Here is an 18,774-nt window from a genome sequence, read left to right on the forward strand (position 1 = left end):
AACCTTTAAAGGTTGCTCCTTTCTCTTAATTATAAAATTATACTCGTTCTATGTATTCACTACTTCGTGTATCAATCTTTAATACATTACCTTCTTCAATAAATAAAGGAACTTGTACTTCTGCTCCTGTCTCTACTGTTACCTTCTTAGTACCACCAGAGACTGTATTTCCTTTTACAGCTGGTGGAGCATGGGTAACCTCTAATTCAACAAAAGTCGGCAAATCAACTCCAATTGGACTTCCTTGATACATCTCTACTTTAATTTCAGAGTTCTCTTTAATAAACTGAGCAGCATCACCAATCTGCTCTTCATCTAAAGTAATCTGATCATAGCTTTCTTGGTCCATAAAGACATAACCATTAGCATCTTGATATAAAAATTGAAATAGTCGAGTATCTATATAAGCCTTCTCTACCTTTTCACCAGATTTAAAACGCTTGTTAACTGTCCGACCAGAATCAAGATGTTTTAATTCTGTCTGAATGTAAGCTCCTCCCTTACCTGGCTTTGTATGATCATAATCAACAATAGTATACAACTCACCATCTAGTTTAATAGTTAAACCAGTCTGAAAATCTCGTGTAGTAATCATTATTTTACCTCCTTAAAAAGTTTGACCTATATTCATTCTAATCTGTGTCCCTTCACCAGAATGGCCAATATCACCACGAACAATTATATCATCATTAAAGTAATATTTCACACCTAACCCACCACTATAATGCATATCTTCAGTAAATAATTGACTATTAAAGCTATTGCTTACTCGACCTGTTTCAGCAAATAAAGTTCCCTGTAAGCCAGATAATAGATAGTCCATTGGAAATCTAAACTCTGCTTGATATAAGGCAGAATGATTATCATAGAATCTATAATAACGATAACCCTTCATAGTATTTAAATTACCTAGTAAGGACATATCAAAGAAAGGTGCTACAGTGTAAACTTCAGCCTCTGGATTACCAGTATAAAGCTTTTTTAAAGCCGTTCGTTCTTTATCAAGCACATCATCACCTGAAACACTTTGCGTTCTAAACCTAAGGGCCAAAGTAGAGTTAGTAAAGACAGGAATATACTTACGAGCGTCAAAGGTTAATTTAGTATAATTCCAGTCATTTTCCTTATCATGGCTTAAAAGATTTAAACTCTTTTTAGCCTTAGTAATAATCTTATGACCTTGGCGAGGATTTTTTTGGTTATCAAGACTTTTATTCTCCCAACCTAAGGAGATCGTGTCAGATTTGTAATCACTCTCTTGATTAGTCAACATCTCATAAGCATACTCAGTAATAATAGAATTGTGCTGGTCAAGTTCATAAGTTAAATTAACTGCTGCACGATTATTCCAACCTTCATAACTTTGGTAACCATCTAATGTATCTTGATTTTTTTGTAGCGTATCAATTACTACTTCTTCTTTACTAGTTAATGGATCACTACCCAAAGCACCTAATGCTTTATTTGCGTCTGTTTTTGTCATTTGACCAGTAACAACTGCGTAAATAGTTTCTCGTCTTGTTAAATTACCTTTCTGAGTAAAAGCAGCATCATATTGATCATCTACCTTTTTAAAACTATGTAAAGCATCTAAAGTCTCATCAGAGATTTCTTGGTCAGGAGTATTATTACCAATTCCCCCAACATTAATTTCATTATATTTAATAATACTTAAATTTCCACCTAGTTTCCATTTACCAGATAGAGGATAGTTACTAATTTGAGTAAAGGAAGTAAAGATACCTGTTGTAGGTGATATCAGATTTACTGAAGTAAAATCAGCATCATTATCAAATAGATTAGAGTCATAAAAGAATTCTCCTGCCATTAATCCTCCTTCACTGATATAGGAAACAAAAGGAACCTTCCCAGACTCTCCCTCCATTTTCGGGCCAACAACCTCTTGGATACTGGCTATAAAGTCATCAGCTGCATTGACACTAGGACTAACAACTAACATTAGTAATATAAAACTAGCTATCAACCTTATCATGATTTTCTTACTAAAATGCATTATCATACTCCTCTCTAAATTTATAATTTTATATCAGCTGTCATTCGTTACTATTAATTCCTTATCTGACTCAGTTAAGACTTGACAGCCATTTTCTGTAACTACTACTATATCTTCAATTCTAACTCCACTCCAATCAGGTAGATAAACTCCTGGTTCTATAGTAACTACCATCCCTGGCTCTAAAACTGTATCATCACGCCAAGACAATTTTGGCCCTTCATGTATCTCTAGCCCTACTCCATGACCTAGACCATGTCCAAAGTAGTCACCATAGCCTGCTTCAGAAATTGTATCTCGAGCTACTTGATCTACTTCAGAAGCCTTTTTACCAGCTTTAATTGCTTTAATCGACTCTTTTTGAGCTTTAAGTACTAACTGATAAATTTCCTTCTGTTTATCAGTTGGACTATCTCCAACTACTAATGTTCTAGTCATATCAGAATGATAACCTTGATAGACACAACCAAAATCCATAGTTACAAAGTCACCAGCCTCAATCTTCTTCTCACTAGCTACACCATGAGGTAAAGCAGCACGCTTACCAGAAGCAACAATAAAGTCAAAGGCATTCTTACTAGCACCATGCTGCTTCATAAAGAATTCTAATTCTAAAGCTATTTTATTCTCTTTAACTCCAACTTGTAGTTTATCTTGAATATAAGTAAAAGCTTGGTCAGTTATATCAACAGCTTCTTTTAACTTATTAATCTCTTGTTTCCCTTTAATTAACCTTAATTTCTTAACTAAATTTTGAGTACCTTTCAACTCTACAGGTAATTTATCTTCATACTTAAGATAAGTACTATAAGTCTCATATTTAGCTTCAAATCCTAACTCTTTAACACCTAGCTCAACTAATAAATCAGCTAAAAGATCAAGTTTCTTCTCTTTAAACTCTACTACCTCAAAACTTGAGACCTCTTCCTTTGCTTGTTTAGTGTAACGAAAGTCAGTAATCAAGATTGCTTCCTGTTGAGTAATCAATACTGTTCCTGCTGTTCCAGTAAAGCCAGTTAAATACTGTCTATTCTCTGGTGTATTAACTAATAATGCTGCAATCTCCTTTTCAGCTAATAACTCTCTTAATCTATCTACTCTCTCTTGCACTATTACCACTCCTGTTCAATTAAGAGTCTCTTATAAACATCTCTAGAATATATGGATTATACTGATTTAGTTTTTGAATTGGCTGATAGCACATAGCAGACAGCTGATAGCTGTGTCACTAGAAATGACACAATATATCAATAACAAAGTCTTATTTAATCAACCTAATTGCCTGCTCTAAGGCCAATCTATAACTATCTACTCCAAAACCAGAAATCTGACCTGTTACTACTGGTGCAATTACTGACTTATGTCTAAACTCTTCTCTTTGATAGATATTACTTAAATGAACCTCAATTATTGGCACCTCTATAGCTGCTAGAGCATCACGAATAGCAATACTATAATGAGTAAAAGCACCTGGATTAATAACAATTGCTTCTATATTCTGCTCTAGTGACTGATGAATAATATCAATAATCTTTCCTTCAGTATTGGACTGGATAATCTTTAACTCTAAACTATTGTTAGAAGCAATCTCTCGTAACTCTTGATTGACATCATCTAAAGTCTTAACCCCATAAACCTCAGGTTCTCGCATACCTAAAAGATTTAAATTTGGCCCGTGGACTACTAAAATCATCTTTATCCTCCTAACTCCTCTAAAGTATCTCTAATCTTAGTCTCTGGTACATCAGAAGTAATAGTTACTTCTCCAATTTCTGTAGCTAAAATAAATCTAACTACTCCATTCTTTACTTTTTTATCCTTACTCAAAGCTTTAATAATTTTATCATTATCTAAACCTTTATAAGTAATCGGTAATTCAAAACCAGCCACTAGATCTTGTTGTTCTTTTAAATCAGCTTTATCTAGTAAATCTAATTTATAACCTAACTTAGCAGCTGCCACCATACCAATTGCTACTGCTTCTCCATGCCTATAACGTTTATAATCTGTAACTGACTCTAAAGCATGACCAATAGTATGCCCATAATTAAGAATAGCTCGTAACCCTTCTTCAGTCTCATCTTCAGCTACTACTGCTGCTTTAATTTCACAAGACCTTTTAACCATCTTAACTATAGATTCAGTTTCTAAGTCTAAAATTTTATTTTTATTCTTAGCTAAGAAATCAAAGAAGTCTTGATCCCAGATAACACCGTACTTAATTACCTCGGCCAATCCTGCTTTTAATTCTCTCTCTTCTAAAGTAGATAATACCTTTTTATCAGCCACAACTAATTTAGGTTGGTAGAAATCACCAATCAAATTCTTACCTTGAGGATGGTTAACAGCTACTTTCCCTCCTACACTACTATCAACTTGGGCCAACACTGTAGTTGGCACCTGGACAAAATTAATCCCACGCATAAAACTAGCTGCAATAAAACCAGCAATATCTCCTACTACTCCTCCACCTAAAGCAACAATAGTAGAAGTCCTATCTAAACCAGTTTCTACTGCTTGATCATATAAATCTTGTGCCGTATCTAATGACTTATATTCTTCTCCATCAGGAATTAGAGCCTTCTCTACCTTAAAACCAGCCTCTCGAATAGCCTCTTCTACTTCAGAGCCATATAAACTATCAACTAAGGAATTAGAGATAATCAGTACCTTAGAACCTATATCTAGTTCTTGTAGATAGTTGCCTAATTGAGGAAGAATATCTTCACCAATCTTAATTTCATAACTTCTAGCCCCTAAATCAACCTCAACAGTCTCCATACTCTCTCCTCCTAGTAATCAATTTACAGTTTACAATTATCTTTTCCACCACTTCATTAATTGATAATTCAGTAGTATCTATCTGATAAGGTGTACAATCATATTTTTCTTCTCTTACTGCTAACATACTCTTAATTTTAGCTAATGGATCTTCTACATCTAATAATGGTCGATTATCATCATTTTCTGTTCGCTCTAGTATTTCTTCTGGAGTAGCCTCTAGCAGAATAAGAATTCCATTCTGTTTAAGATTAGAAATATTCTCTTCACGTAAGACTACTCCACCTCCAGTAGCAATTACTTGATTAGCATCTTGAGCTACCTTTGCAGTTACCTCTGTCTCTAAATCTCTAAAAAAGTCCTCTCCCTCTTCGGCAAAAATATCAGAAATCTCTCTACCATCCTCTTCTACAATCTTATGATCCAAATCAACAAATTTATAATCTAATCTTGTAGCCAACTTCTGTCCTACAGCACTCTTTCCAGTCCCCATAAAGCCAACTAATACTATATTATTCATCTCCATCTACCTCTGTTCTAATCTCTCTAAATAATTAGTATAGTTATCTTTAACCTCTTCTATACTATCGCCACCAAACTTATCTAAAACAGCCTTAGCTAACTCAAAAGCCACTACTGCTTCTCCTACTACACTGGCTGCTGGCACAGCAGTAACATCAGAACGCTCTACACTAGCTTTAAATTCCTCTTTTGTCTCTATATCTACTGAAGACAATGGTTGATAGAGAGTAGGAATTGGCTTCATAGCTGCTTTAACAACTACTGGTTCACCATTACTCATACCACCTTCAATTCCTCCAGCATTATTAGACTGACGGAAGAAACTATCATCATAACTGATTTCATCATGGACTTGAGAACCTGGTAACTTAGCTGCCTCAAATCCTAAACCAACTTCTACACCTTTAATAGCCTGAATACTCATTAAAGAATGGGCCAACTTCCCATCCAACTTCCGATCCCATTGTACATGACCACCTAGTCCAACTGGTAACTTAGTCGTTCTAACCTCAAAAATACCACCTAAAGAATCTCCTTGTTCCTTACAATCATCTATCTCAGCAATCATCTCTTGTGTGATATCTTCATCTATACAACGTACTTCAGACTGGGTACTCTTACTCTTTATCTCGTCAAAATCAGCCTGATAATCTTCTAGTCCTACACTACCTAATTGAATAACATGACTAGTAACTTCAACTCCTAATTCACCTAACAATACCTTAGCTATAGCTCCAATAGCTACTCTAATTGCTGTCTCTCGAGCGCTGGCTCTTTCTAAGATATTACGCATATCATCTTGATTATACTTTAAAGCTCCTGCTAAGTCAGCATGTCCAGGCCGAGGTTTAGTTACCTTAGGCTCTACTCTCTTAATTTTATTTTCCTTCTTAATCTCTACCTCATCATGGTCATAACCACAATCACCAAAAGGTGCTAATACTTCTTCCCAGTTCTCCCAGTCATCATTTTTGATCTGTAAGGTTATAGGGCTACCTAAAGTCCTCCCCCCTCTAATTCCAGATAAAATATCTATCAAATCATTTTCAATCTTCATTCTTCCTCCTCGACCATAACCACCTTGTCGTCTAGTCAATTCTCTGTTAATATCCTCTGGTGTAATCTCTAAATTAGCTGGTACTCCTTCTAAAATTCCTGTTATTGCTTGTCCATGTGACTCTCCTGCTGTTAAATAACGCATATTTTGCCTCCTCTGCTAGTCTCTACTGCTAATCTTACTTCTTGATTTAACCTATAAAGTCCTGTTTTGATTGGTAATTAATATAAAGTCATACCTTATATCAATTATAATCATCTAACTTAACCTTTAATCTATAATATTTATCTTGTTTCTTAAATTTAATCTTCTCTTTAACTATTTTAATCACTTGATAACCTTTAATTTTATCTCCTCTTTCTATTAAATAACTCCTATTCTTATCTTGCACTACAGCTAAGTAATCATTCTGTCTCTTTAATAATCCAGTAACAATCAAATCTGCCTTTAAATTTATTATTTGAGCTTGTTTATTCTTAAGCTTATCTACTATTTCTTTATCATTCAACTTCTGATAACTAAATTCAGCTTGGTCTTCTTTACTAGTTAGAAAAGGGGACTTTCTATCTTCAGATAGAGTATTATATAACTTACTAGTTGTGAAATCTGAGTTAAAATTATCAATAGTTGGTTGAGACTCTGTTTGGTTTGGAAGTTTCTTATGGGCTATAGTAGATTCTCTATCTTTCTTATTAGGTCCCAAAAAAAGGATGTTGGCCCATAAAGTAATAGCTATCAACAATAAAAACACCATTATAACTTGTTTTAACCAACTAGTCACCTTTAAATTCTGGGAAAAATAGTCTTTAACTTTCTTAAACATTAATATCATTACTCTCATCAAGAGCATAAAGAGAGATCTTTAATTTAGCCTGTAATTTATCTTCATAAACATTTAATTTCATATCTTCTATTCTAATAACCTGCTGTAAACCTTCCAAATCAGTTAAAAATTTAATAAATTTCTGGTAGTGACCTACTAAAGAAAGACTGATAGGTAATTTAACAAATCCGCTTTTTCTCACTTTAGACTGAGGGGCCAACTCCTTTAACTCAACACCTGATTTAGTAATTAGCCTCTCTACATTAGATAAAAAACTGGTTACCTCTATTTGTTCTACTTTCACCTGGTTACTTCTTAACTGCCAACTATCTTCAATCTCTGATTTAGAAACTGAAATAGACCTCTCTATCTTATTTAATTGTTGTTTCTTTTCTTGTAACTGCTGTTGTAGTGATCTAACTTCAATTAATTGAGAAGCAACTAGACAACTACCGATAACTAAAACTAGAACAGGTACTAATTTTAGTAATCTATTTCTCTGCATAACCTAACCTCCCAGACATCTTAAAATTAACTTTCTTATCCTTATTAACAGTAGATAATAGATCAACCTTATTAAAGTAAGGATACTTAGCTAATCGCTCAAGAGTAGATACCACTTTTTGATTATCAGCTCCCCAGCCTATCCAAGATAATTCTTCTCCTCTGATACTAAATTTAGTCAACCAGACTTGATAAGGAATAATAATATTTAAATCATTTATAACTCTAACATAGCTAATTTGATTCTCTACCTTTTTTATCTTTTTTACTTGATCCAACAACTCTACTTTCTGTTGTAGCCTTTTATATTCCACCATTAACTCTTTTTCTTGTTTATTAAACTGATCTAGTCTCTTATTATACCTTCCAATCAACCTATGAAAATAGAATTCAACTCCTACTAGTAAGAGAACTAAAAATACTGTTAACAATAGAATCCACCTTATTATATTATCTCTTTTCTGTTTTAGCTTAATTTCTAATGGTAAAAGTTCAATCATAGCACTCTATCCCTCTTAAAGCTAGCCCCAAACTAACTGATAACTGAGGTAACTTCTGGCGTAATAAATGAGGGCTAATGTCTAATACATCAAACTGAATTAAATCTATAGAATCAAGAATTCCTACTTGAATATCAAGCTCATGGTCTAATCTCTTAACTAACGGATTTAGATTTGCTACTCCACCTGTCATTAATAACTGACTGATTTTTACTGAATTATACCCTAAAGAATGTTTTATTTTCTGCTTTAATCTAGTTGTTGATTGACTAACAGTATCTTCTTTTATCTGTTGATTAGATTTATAGTTCTTTGCTTCATACAAACTAAGCTCTTTCTTCCTACTTACTTCAACTGTAAAATCCCTGCCACCAATATCAAGACCCCTTCTAAATGAAAACTTTCCTTCTTTTAAAACAATGATCTCAGTAACCTTGGCCCCTATATCTATAACTACTAAGTCCTCTTGAGATATTTTCTCACTAGATAATATATGTTTTAAAGTTAGAGGACTAGCAGCTACTGATACCACCTTGAAACCTGCCTCTTCTAAAACTTTAATTTTATCTAATAGTGGTTTTTTCTTAACTGCTACTAGCATGACAACTAATTCTTCTTCTCTTCTCTCTAATATCTCATAATCTAACTCTACTTCCTCAATAGGCAACGGAAGACTATCTTCTGCATTTAAACTAATTACCTGATCTAAATCTTGCTCAGACATAACTGGAAAGGTTACTTGCCTAATAATTAAATCTGATCCCTCTACTCCAATTGTTACTTTATTAGTCTGAAAATCATATTCTGCTTTAATCTCAGCTAACTGCTTAATTAAATCAGATTGAACTTCTCTAATCAGATACTGATTTAACTTAGGTACAGGGTTAGCTGGTACTAACTCTACTATCTTTAGATTAGAACTTCCTAAATCTACTCCTAAAGGAGTTTTAGATGACCAAAGTGATAACATCATTTACCTCCTACTTTAAATTTATAATTTCCTTTTTCACTACCTTTACTTCTCGAGCTGGAATACGAAACTGAATTGAAATTTGAAAAGAATTAGAGTCAACTTGTACTAACTCATCTACTTTTTTATAAGTATCATCACCAATACCTGAAACTTTCTTTAACTGCTCCTTACTACTAAAAGGAACCTGACTAATTATTTTACCTGCTAAAGTCTCTCCTATCCCTGGTAAAGTTTCTAACATCTTTAAAGAAGCTGTATTAATATTAACTTTATTACTTGTTGAACTGATAGTCCCATACTGCTTAATATCTTGATAGGTTGCTGAACCAACTTCCTCTAATTGCTTAAGTTCCACTAAGTAATTATAAGGTCTATTATCTACTATTCGCTGACTTAAAGTTTGACTTAGACTAGGTAATTCTTCTAATCTTTCTTGAGTAACTAAATTAAGATTCAGCTTGCTACTTTCATCTATTATCTCTTTTACCTTATATTCTATTTTAATCTCTTCTGCCACATCAGGCCCTTCTAAACTAAAACTATCTATAACTTCTTCCTTCATAGCTAATTTAGTATCAGTTACATAATCTAGCTCCTCTAATTTAGACTTAACTTCCTGTTTAACTACTTTCATTGCTCCCTGCAATAAATAGTAATCTTTAATCTGTCGATTATAGTTATTATTAATTACCACTTCATTACCTACCATTCTTACTAAACCAGAAATTACAATCCCTAACCCTAATAAAATAATCAGTACCAAAACTAATACATAACCTTTATCTCTTCTAAACATTTCATCACCAACTATGGAAACTGTTTATCAGTTAATTTAACTGCTGTCTTTAAACTTAAATTCATATCCTGATCTGTAATTTTTAGCTCAACAACCAATAAATCATCTCTCACTAATTGACAATTAAAATTAGATATATGATGGCTGATTAGATTCAGATCACTATTAAGACATAATCCCACTCCGGATTGATAAAACAACTCTTTCTCTTCTAAATCTTGATCTATAAATTTAATACGGTTATCTGCTATCTGCTTTATATATAGAGCACGATCTAGATAATTAATAATACTATTCATACTTACTCTAAGCTCTTGTTCTAAATTAGTCTGTAATTTATTATGCTGCCAAACTTTAACTATTGACTGATTAACAGTTACTAATGTACTAAAGATAACCCCTATAATTGCTAGTCCAACCATAACTTCCAATAAAGTAAAACCAGTTTCTTGGTGCAAACTATCCTCCTTCACCTAGAAATAACTGTCACTAACTTGGCCTTTAACTTTCCTTGATAATAGACTTTACTAATTAACTCTTTTAGCTCTGAACTTAATTTATCCACTTCTATCTGATATTTAAAGTCAGCGTACCCACTAGCAAAAGAACGTCTATTGGTATCTTGAATCTGATTAAAATCTCTGCTCTGTTCTAGATTCAACTTCCATCTAGCTAAATTAATAGTTTCTGTCTCTAACCTAGTATCTGCTATCTGTTCAGTACTATCAATCAAATAAGTCAGCATAGGAATTAATACACTACCTAATATTCCAATTACAACAATAACTTCTAGTAAAACATATCCACTTTCTGACCCATTACTCACTGCTATATCACCTACTTTACTGTCAACTCTCCAGCATTAGAAGAAAAGATAAGCTCCCTAGTAGCATAATCTTCTAACTGCAATACTACTCGACCATTAGAACCATCTAAGTTACCTAAACTTTTAAAGAAAACTTCATTACCTGGAAAAGTAACCTCCTTAATGCTAACTTTCTGCAAAACTCTTCTCCTAATCACATGCAAATCTACTTTAGATTTAACTAATAAATATTGATTTAATTCTGGTTTGAAAACAATTCCGTATTTATCTTGTTTAGTAATTGAATACTGTCTAGCTAACTGCAAGTCACTAACCAGTTGATTTATTACAGTAGCCAACCTCATCTTTTTTAAATAATTATCTGCCGAAGGTAATCCTATACCTGCTATAATAGAGATTAATGAAATGACTAATACTATTTCTATTAATGTAAAACCAGCCTCTAGTTTCATACTACTCTCTCTAAATTCCATTCATCAAACTGAATAATGGTAATAAGACTGCAAACACAATTATTGTTACAACTCCAGATAATAATATTACAACAGTTGGTTTTAACATAGAAACTAACCTTTCTAAATCATACTCTAAATCTTGCCTATAATAGTCAGCTACTTCTAATAACATTCCTTCTAAATCACCTGTTTTTTCACCTACTTTAACCATCTGAATCAATAACTGCGGATAAAAATCATCACCTATTAATAATGAACTCAATGATTGTCCTTGTTCTACTCCAGTCTGTAACTTATCTAACCTCTTCTTTAAGACTTGATTATTTGATGCCTTCTGTAGACTCTTTAAACCTGCCAATAAGTCACTTCCTCCTTTAAGTATTACTCCTAAAATCTGACTAAATCTAATGATTAATCTTTTATTCAATAACTTTCCTATTACAGGACAATGTAAAACTATATAATCTAGCTGCCAGTGTCCTTTTTCTGTCTTATAATAGATAGTCAAACTAATTATTATAAATAAATTACTCAGCAATAATAACTCCCAATTTATTTTAATAAAATCTACAATCTTTAATAAACTCCTAGTAACCCAAGGTAACTTTAAACCATAGCTAGCAAATACTGTAGTAAAGGTAGGTACAATAAAAGTAACTAAAAATATAATTATTGCTATACTAGTAACTATTAAAATTAAGGGATAAGTTAAGACTGAACGTAACTGCTGTTTTAATTCTGCTTGCATTTCAAAATAGGTAGCTAACTGCTCTAATATCTTATCTAAAATCCCTCTATCTTCTCCTATAGATATCAGATTAATCATCAACTCTGGAAACAGATTATTATATTGAGATAAAGAGTTTGCTAGTCCTCTACCTGCTTGTACCTCCTGATTCACTTCAGATATAATTTCCTGTAATTGATTATCTATTAACTGCTCTTCTAGTACTGTTAGTATACTTACTAATGGTAAACCAGCATTTAATAAAGTAGCAAATTGCCGACTGAAAAGTGCTAACTCTTGACTACTTACACTCTTTAGACTAGTCAACCAATTACCTGCTCTTAATTTATTATCTTGACCAACCTTAACTACATAATAATTTTTAGCCTTTAACTTTTTGATTACTTCCTTTCTGGTTTCAGCTTTAATCCTTCCTTCTAGCTTATCTCCATTGTCTCTAATAGCTTGATAATGAAAGAACACTATCTACTCCTCCTAATTCAGATTACACTAAAATGTATTATTACCAATATTTATAAATTAATAAGCTGATTATAATTTTGTTAATATTCAAAATGTTTACATATAATACACTTTATATACATCTTTCTTTGTGATATAATAAGTTTTAGAAGGAAAAAAATTACTTTATAATTCAATTTATTTATTTATTGCATAATATTAAATCTAGACACATATAACATAATCATGTATATTATAATCATGTGCCTAATAAGTTAGATTTAGGAAAGGAGTTAGTAACTATGACCTGTCCATTATTATTTATGGCTAATAAAAGCTCTCAAATCAAAGAGAAAACTAACAACTATAATTGTCACCAAGAGGAATGTACTTGGTTTGATAATAAAGAGAGAAGATGTAAGCTAACAGAATCTAAATATATGAGTGATTATGTTAAGAAAACTATGCAATGTATCTAAAGTAATTCATAGAACTATTAAATTATTTAAAACTTTACTATCTGTTGATTTAAATTATAAATTAACATTTATCTTACCAATTAAAAAAAGCCAGGTTCCCCTGGCTTTCTGTTACAAATTATTCTTTTATTCCTTCTATTAACTCCTGTTTCATTACTTGTAAAGGTGGTTGTTGCCCAGTCCAAATTTCAAAGGCAATTACCCCTTGATAGAGTAACATACCTAAGCCACTTATAGTTTCAGCTCCTATCTTCTTAGTTTCCTCTAATAAAACAGTTTCTTCAGGATTATAAACTAAATCTGAAACTAATAAATCTGAATGAAGTAGATCAGCACTAACTACTGGCTCTACATCAATTTTAGGATGCATACCAACAGGAGTAGTATCTACTATCAAATCTAAATCACCAATTATATCAGCTAATTTATCATCTACTAAAGGTATTGGTTGAGCTTGATTTAGATCAAGGCTATTATTAACATCTTTCACTAATTTTTCTGCTTTCTCTATAGTCCGATTGGCAATATATAATTCACTAACCCCTTCTAGGGCCAACTGAAAAGCAACAGCTCTTGCAGCACCTCCAGCTCCAACAATTAATGCCTTCTTTCTTTCAGGATTAAAGTTAGCATCTTCTTTTAAAGATCTAATGTAACCTCTCCCATCTGTATTATGACCAATTAACTTACCATCTCGATTCTCAATAGTATTGACTGCTCCAATCAACTCAGCTTCCTCTGAAAGTTCGTCCAAGTAAGGAATCACCTGCTGTTTATGTGGAATTGTAAGATTAACCCCTTTAATATTTAATCCACGTATACCAGCTACTGCTTCTTCTAAACTGTCTGGTTTAACTGCAAAAGGTAGATAGACATAATTAAGTCCTAAATCTGAAAAAGCTCTATTATGCATAGCAGGTGACAAAGAATGTTCAACTGGATAGCCAAATATGCCTGTAATCTCTGTTTCTGCTAAATTACTATTTAACAACTGCTCCATACTATACTCCTCCTTTTTATTAATACTTATATTATTATGCCTGATATAAGTTATTTAAAGAATTGAAACTAAATCCCTTGTTAAATCTAAAAATATCTTAAACTAAAACCCTGCAATAATTGCAGGGTTAAAATTAGCCCTTAACCTTGAAATCATAAATTATACTTTATTCTTCAGCTTTCATATCTGAAATTTCTTGTTGTAAACTCTTAACTGCACTAGCCAATTCACTAATCTGCTTTCTTTCTTCCTGTAATTCATTATATAACATAGCTACATCTTGATTAGGCTGTTGCTGCTCTGTTGCCATTCCTTGAAACATACCAGCCATACCAGCCATCTTATCTTTACTTTTTCCCATAGCACCAGAGGCCATACCTCCTGCTGACATTGCTCCTTGCATTCCTTTAACTGCAGCCCTTCTAGCATTTCTTTTCAAAGTTGGCCCGAATAGATAAGTTGCAGCAGCAATACCAATTCCTATTACAAAGTTTTGGGTACCAAATGGTTTTAAAAATTTCACTTTTCCCACTCCCTTACTTTTTAAACTAATCTAATATTAATTAGATCTATCTCCTTGCAAATGATCAGTTGTAGTTTCATTATTCCACTCCCACTGGTTATTAACCATCTGCTCTTCCATTTTCACTTCACTGCTTTCTTCCATAAAACCAGTCTTATTTTTCATATTTTCATATTGGGCTTCAGCTACAATATCTTCAATACCTTCTTTTACATTATATCCTGTCTCTTTTGCCTTATCTACAGCACCAAACATTTGACTAACAGTCTTGACAGTTGCACTCCGCATAGGTCTTTTTAGCCTGTTCATTTTTTTCAATCCATAAAAAGTAGCAAAGCCATATATAATTCCTAAGGGAATCATCTGATCACCCCCCTAAATAATAGTATAGACAAGAACTTTTTAAGTATGCAATGTAATAAAGCTTAAGTTTATTATTTATCGTCCAAACATTAGCGTCTTTGTTATAGCCTTAATAATTCCTCTTTCTTTATACTTTTCACTCATTACAGTAAACTCTCTAAATAATCTTTTAATGTATGATTTCCAAAGGTTAATAATTTCATCTCTATCCTGCGGGTTACTTTTAATATGTCTAAAGCTCTCTTGCATATTATCTTTTATCTTAACAAAAGCTTCATTCAGTTCACTTGCTATCTCTTCTTTCTCTTTTAACTTCTCATCTACTTTCACTCTATCACCTCCTTCTATTCTTTAAAGTTCCGATTTAAATAGCCATTAGTGAGCTAATAAGTTGAGAACTAGTTACAAAAACTGCTCCTACTAATAACATTCTTAAAATTGACTTCACTTTATCACTCCTTTTTTAGTCTGTGCCTATGCTTAATAGCTAACAACTTATTGTTCATATAATAGTATTGTCTGAAAAAAAATAAAATATACAAAAATAATTCTTACATACTTAAAAGTCGTAAAACTCATAATATTAAGTAGATAATGCTAAAAATAAAGAAAGGAGGTAAAAAAACTTCAGTGAGAAAACAAGCAATTAATTATCAATTCTCAGTAAAATCAAATTTACCAGGCAGAATACGCTTTAAAATAAATAAACTTTATAAGAATAAAGTCTTGGCTAGACAATTAAAGAGTTCATTAATTAAACTAGATGGTCTATCTAAAATTGAGACAAATATTTATAGTAAGTCTCTTCTTATTTTATATGATAGACAGAAGATTTCAGACTATAATATCAAAAAGAAACTACAACTATTTTTGAATAACTATAAGATTGCTATAAAGCAAAGAAGAGAAACTATTAAATGTACTGCTTCTACTTCAGAAGAAGACTTAGCACTAAAACCTAATAAAGAAAATAAAAAATATAGTAATGATAATCAATGGTATCAACTAACTACCCAGCAAATCGTTGATCTTCTTAATACCAATCCTAAACAAGGATTAAGGGAAGAACAAGCTCAAGCACTTTTACAGAAAGTTGGCCCTAATAAATTTAAAGAAAAAGAAGAAGAAACTTTTATTTCAATCTTTCTATCTCAATTCAATGATTTCATTACTAAAATACTATTAGGTACAGCTGGTATTTCATTCTTTGTAGGCCAAATTGGTGATGCCATAACTATTCTAACTATTACTCTTGTTGAAGCACTACTAGGTACTTGGCAAGAATATAAAGCTGAAAAATCACTAAATAAGTTACAAGAGTATGCTACTTCAAATTCAAAAGTAATTAGAGATGCATCAATCAATCAGATTTCTTCTGAAAAGCTTGTACCTGGAGATATAATTTCTTTTGAAGCAGGCGATCTTATTCCAGCAGATGCTAAATTAATTGAAAGCTCAAATCTAAAGTTAAATGAAGCTAACCTAACAGGAGAATCAGAATCTATCTCTAAATCTCATAAGATAGAATACACTTCTCCCACTCCATTAGCAGATAGAAAGAATATGGTCTTTATGGGAACAACTGTTGTTAAAGGTACAGGAAAAGCTGTAATTGTAGAAACAGGAATGAGAACTCAAATGGGCCAAATAGCAGAAATGATGGAAGAGAGTCAAGATCAGCCAACTCCATTACAAAAAGACCTAAAAAAATTAGGGAAGGTTATTACCTGGTCTTGTTTAGGAATCTGTGGTGGAATTATGATTACTGGCTTATTAACTGGCCAACCTCTGGTTGAAGTTCTTAGAAATGGAGTTAGTCTAGCTATTGGAACTATTCCTGAAGGATTAGCTACAATGCTTACTATTGCTTTAGCTTTTGGAGTAAAACGAATGAGTAAGAAAGGTGCTATTGTAAAAGAGCTACCTACTACGGAAACTTTAAGCTGTGCTGATGTAATCTGTACTGATAAAACAGGAACACTAACTAAAGGGCAAATGACAGTAACAGACATATCAACTATTAATAGTAATTATGAAGTTTCAGGTAGAGGCTATTCTACAGATGGAGACTTCTTATACAATGGCCAAAGAATAGATCCAAACCAGAAAGCAGACTTAAAACAGATCTTAAAAATAGGTTCTCTATGCAACAATGCATCAGTTAATCAGAACTCTTGTACTGACCAATCAGATTCTTTAGAAATAGTTGGGGACCCTACTGAAAGTGCCTTACGTGTTTTAGCTGCCAAAGCAGATTTAACTAGGCAAGATTATGATTGCTATACTAGAGAAAAAGAAATTGCTTTTGATTCAGAAACAAAGAAGATGACTGTAGTCTGTAAAGAACCTTCAAATAAATATTCTATTAATGTAAAGGGAGCCCCAGATGTTATACTCTCAAAATGTACAAAAATTCTAGATGGCGACCAAGTAAGAAAACTAACTAACAAGGATACTAAACAGATTAAAAAATCTATTGATCAGATGGCAGACCAAGCTCTTAGAGTCATGGGCTTTGCCTATAAAGAATTAGATCATAAACCAACTAACGATTATGCTATTGAAGAAAACTTAGTCTTTGTAGGATTAACAGGGATGATAGACCCACCTAGACCAGAAGTCAAATCAGCAATAGAAAGATGTAACACTGCTGGTATAAAAACAGTAATGATTACTGGAGATCATAAAAAGACAGCTAAAGCAATTGGAAGAAAAATTAACCTTTTAGAAGAAGGAGATAAAGTTCTAACTGGTCAAGAATTAAATAAACTCTCTGACGAACAACTATTAGAAGAGATTGATGATATAGCGATATTTGCTAGAACTTCACCAGAACAGAAACTACGTATTGTAAAAAGTTTAAAAGAAAAGAAACATATTATTGCTATGACTGGAGATGGAGTTAATGATGCTCCTGCCATTAAAGAAGCAAATATCGGTATTTCAATGGGACAGAATGGAACAGATGTTACTCGTGATTCTTCAGCAATTATTCTTACAGATGATAATTTTGCAACTATTGTTAAAGCTATTGAAGAAGGACGAGGCATTAGTAGTAATATTAAAAACTTTATTAAATATGTTCTAACAGGTAATCTAGGTGAAGCTCTGGCAATCTTTATAGCATCTATAATAGGAGTGCCTATTCCACTTGCAGCAAGTCAAATTCTATTAATAGATCTTATTACAGAAGGAATTCCTGCTTTATCCCTTGGAGTAGATCCTCCAGCTAAAGAGAATATGACTCAATCACCAAGAGATGCTAATAAAAGCCTCTTTGACAAGCAACTATTACGTAATATCCTATCTAAAGGAGTTATAATGGGACTAAGCACTTTTGGATTATATATTAGTAGCTACCTTTGGACTGGTAACCTTGTCAAAGCTCGTACTATAGCTTTTGCTACTTTAATAGCCAACCAAATGTTTAATGTCTTTGACTGTAGTACTGGATCCTCATCTAAAAACAAATATATACTTCCTTCAGTAGTTACTTCATCTCTAATTCTACTAGGTAGTATATATATTCCTCTACTTAGCGGAATATTTGGTACTTGTCCTTTAAGATTTAGTGATTGGATTATTATTTTGTTTCTTTCTAGTTTCACTGGTAGGCTAAATCATCTAAAAGAAAAAGTGTCTCAGATAACAGTTTCACAACCAAAGCCTGCATTGCCATAAAGTTATCAGTCAACTAAAAATATTATCTAGTAAATACAAAAACCCTGCAGCTTTTACTGCAGGGTTTAAGTTTATAATTTAATAAAAATCAATTTAATTCTTTCTTATTTTGCACAAAAAACTCTTTTTTCTCCTTCTCTAATTGATAAAAGTCTTTTCTTTGTTCATTTGTTTCTAGCATTATCTCTTTTACCACAGGGCCAATTAAATAACCTGCTAAACTAAGTCCCAATGAAAATAACAAGTTCTGTCCTGTAAAAGTCTTTAATAATTTCTTCATAAACTCCC

General features: G+C 32.5%; 23 protein-coding genes. 2 read left to right on the forward strand and 21 right to left on the reverse strand.

Features of this window, described 5'->3' with window-relative positions:
• Positions 1-37 precede the first annotated feature (37 nt).
• The 16 genes from efp to ACYQ39_RS04765 all read right to left on the reverse strand — a co-directional run bounded on the left by efp (position 38) and on the right by ACYQ39_RS04765 (position 12,461).
• The gene (efp, locus tag ACYQ39_RS04690) at positions 38-595 is read right to left on the reverse strand and encodes an elongation factor P (protein ID WP_459840758.1); all 558 of its coding nucleotides are present in this window, start codon (positions 593-595) and stop codon (positions 38-40) included.
• Positions 596-607: 12 nt separating this feature from the next.
• Positions 608-2,014 carry a BamA/TamA family outer membrane protein gene (locus ACYQ39_RS04695; protein ID WP_459840760.1) on the reverse strand — a complete coding sequence of 469 codons (1,407 nt, stop codon included), beginning with the start codon at positions 2,012-2,014 and terminating at the stop codon, positions 608-610.
• A 33-nt stretch (positions 2,015-2,047) separates the two neighbouring features.
• On the reverse strand, positions 2,048-3,124 hold the full coding sequence (locus ACYQ39_RS04700) for a M24 family metallopeptidase (RefSeq protein WP_459840762.1): 1,077 nt from the start codon (positions 3,122-3,124) through the stop codon (positions 2,048-2,050).
• A 151-nt stretch (positions 3,125-3,275) separates the two neighbouring features.
• The gene (aroQ, locus tag ACYQ39_RS04705) at positions 3,276-3,707 is read right to left on the reverse strand and encodes a type II 3-dehydroquinate dehydratase (protein WP_459840763.1); all 432 of its coding nucleotides are present in this window, start codon (positions 3,705-3,707) and stop codon (positions 3,276-3,278) included.
• 2 nt (positions 3,708-3,709) lie between these two features.
• Entirely contained in the window at positions 3,710-4,795 is a 1,086-nt protein-coding gene (gene aroB, locus ACYQ39_RS04710; RefSeq protein ID WP_459840765.1) for a 3-dehydroquinate synthase, read from the reverse strand.
• Positions 4,782-5,315 carry a shikimate kinase gene (locus ACYQ39_RS04715; protein ID WP_459840767.1) on the reverse strand — a complete coding sequence of 178 codons (534 nt, stop codon included), beginning with the start codon at positions 5,313-5,315 and terminating at the stop codon, positions 4,782-4,784. Before ACYQ39_RS04715 ends, aroB begins: the two co-directional genes overlap by 14 nt.
• Before the next feature lie 6 nt (positions 5,316-5,321).
• Complete coding sequence (gene aroC / locus ACYQ39_RS04720; RefSeq protein WP_459840768.1) at positions 5,322-6,518, reverse strand: chorismate synthase; 1,197 nt, start codon at positions 6,516-6,518, stop codon at positions 5,322-5,324.
• 100 nt (positions 6,519-6,618) lie between these two features.
• Positions 6,619-7,197, reverse strand: a complete 579-nt coding sequence (locus ACYQ39_RS04725; RefSeq protein ID WP_459840770.1) for a hypothetical protein — start codon at positions 7,195-7,197, stop codon at positions 6,619-6,621.
• A complete protein-coding gene (gene pilO / locus ACYQ39_RS04730; RefSeq protein WP_459840772.1) occupies positions 7,190-7,702 on the reverse strand; it encodes a type 4a pilus biogenesis protein PilO in 513 nt (170 codons plus the stop codon). The genes ACYQ39_RS04725 and pilO overlap by 8 nt, the downstream gene beginning before the upstream one ends.
• Positions 7,689-8,201: a PilN domain-containing protein gene (locus ACYQ39_RS04735; RefSeq protein WP_459840774.1), complete on the reverse strand. Its 513-nt coding sequence runs from the start codon at positions 8,199-8,201 to the stop codon at positions 7,689-7,691. The genes pilO and ACYQ39_RS04735 overlap by 14 nt, the downstream gene beginning before the upstream one ends.
• Positions 8,194-9,171 (reverse strand): type IV pilus assembly protein PilM, encoded by a 978-nt coding sequence (pilM, locus tag ACYQ39_RS04740; protein ID WP_459840776.1) that lies wholly within the window; start codon positions 9,169-9,171, stop codon positions 8,194-8,196. The genes ACYQ39_RS04735 and pilM overlap by 8 nt, the downstream gene beginning before the upstream one ends.
• 10 nt (positions 9,172-9,181) lie before the next feature.
• On the reverse strand, positions 9,182-9,970 hold the full coding sequence (locus tag ACYQ39_RS04745) for a helix-hairpin-helix domain-containing protein (protein ID WP_459840778.1): 789 nt from the start codon (positions 9,968-9,970) through the stop codon (positions 9,182-9,184).
• Between the two features lie 11 nt (positions 9,971-9,981).
• Entirely contained in the window at positions 9,982-10,428 is a 447-nt protein-coding gene (locus ACYQ39_RS04750; protein ID WP_459840779.1) for a PilW family protein, read from the reverse strand.
• Between the two features lie 11 nt (positions 10,429-10,439).
• Positions 10,440-10,796 (reverse strand): type II secretion system protein, encoded by a 357-nt coding sequence (locus ACYQ39_RS04755; protein ID WP_459840781.1) that lies wholly within the window; start codon positions 10,794-10,796, stop codon positions 10,440-10,442.
• Positions 10,797-10,807: 11 nt separating this feature from the next.
• Positions 10,808-11,248: a pilus assembly FimT family protein gene (locus tag ACYQ39_RS04760; RefSeq protein ID WP_459840783.1), complete on the reverse strand. Its 441-nt coding sequence runs from the start codon at positions 11,246-11,248 to the stop codon at positions 10,808-10,810.
• A gap of 10 nt (positions 11,249-11,258) precedes the next feature.
• Positions 11,259-12,461: a type II secretion system F family protein gene (locus tag ACYQ39_RS04765; RefSeq protein ID WP_459840785.1), complete on the reverse strand. Its 1,203-nt coding sequence runs from the start codon at positions 12,459-12,461 to the stop codon at positions 11,259-11,261.
• A 281-nt stretch (positions 12,462-12,742) separates the two neighbouring features.
• Here ACYQ39_RS04765 and ACYQ39_RS04770 point away from each other — a divergent pair, with 281 nt between their 5' ends.
• Positions 12,743-12,919: a hypothetical protein gene (locus ACYQ39_RS04770; RefSeq protein ID WP_459840787.1), complete on the forward strand. Its 177-nt coding sequence runs from the start codon at positions 12,743-12,745 to the stop codon at positions 12,917-12,919.
• A 118-nt stretch (positions 12,920-13,037) separates the two neighbouring features.
• On the opposite strand, the gene aroE is transcribed toward ACYQ39_RS04770, so the two are convergent.
• The 4 genes from aroE to ACYQ39_RS04790 all read right to left on the reverse strand — a co-directional run bounded on the left by aroE (position 13,038) and on the right by ACYQ39_RS04790 (position 15,135).
• Positions 13,038-13,919, reverse strand: coding sequence for a shikimate dehydrogenase (gene aroE, locus ACYQ39_RS04775; RefSeq protein WP_459840788.1), 882 nt, complete (start codon positions 13,917-13,919; stop codon positions 13,038-13,040).
• Positions 13,920-14,085: 166 nt separating this feature from the next.
• Entirely contained in the window at positions 14,086-14,442 is a 357-nt protein-coding gene (locus tag ACYQ39_RS04780; RefSeq protein WP_459840789.1) for a hypothetical protein, read from the reverse strand.
• A 36-nt stretch (positions 14,443-14,478) separates the two neighbouring features.
• Entirely contained in the window at positions 14,479-14,805 is a 327-nt protein-coding gene (locus tag ACYQ39_RS04785) for a hypothetical protein (protein ID WP_459840790.1), read from the reverse strand.
• A 75-nt stretch (positions 14,806-14,880) separates the two neighbouring features.
• Positions 14,881-15,135: a hypothetical protein gene (locus ACYQ39_RS04790; protein WP_459840791.1), complete on the reverse strand. Its 255-nt coding sequence runs from the start codon at positions 15,133-15,135 to the stop codon at positions 14,881-14,883.
• Between the two features lie 300 nt (positions 15,136-15,435).
• On the opposite strand from ACYQ39_RS04790, the gene ACYQ39_RS04795 reads away from it, so the two are divergent.
• Positions 15,436-18,486, forward strand: a complete 3,051-nt coding sequence (locus ACYQ39_RS04795) for a cation-translocating P-type ATPase (RefSeq protein ID WP_459840792.1) — start codon at positions 15,436-15,438, stop codon at positions 18,484-18,486.
• 88 nt (positions 18,487-18,574) lie between these two features.
• Here ACYQ39_RS04795 and ACYQ39_RS04800 read toward each other — a convergent pair whose 3' ends face one another.
• Entirely contained in the window at positions 18,575-18,766 is a 192-nt protein-coding gene (locus ACYQ39_RS04800; protein WP_459840793.1) for a hypothetical protein, read from the reverse strand.
• Between the last annotated feature and the right edge of the window lie 8 nt (positions 18,767-18,774).

It is taken from the genome of Halanaerocella petrolearia, from assembly GCF_054657875.1.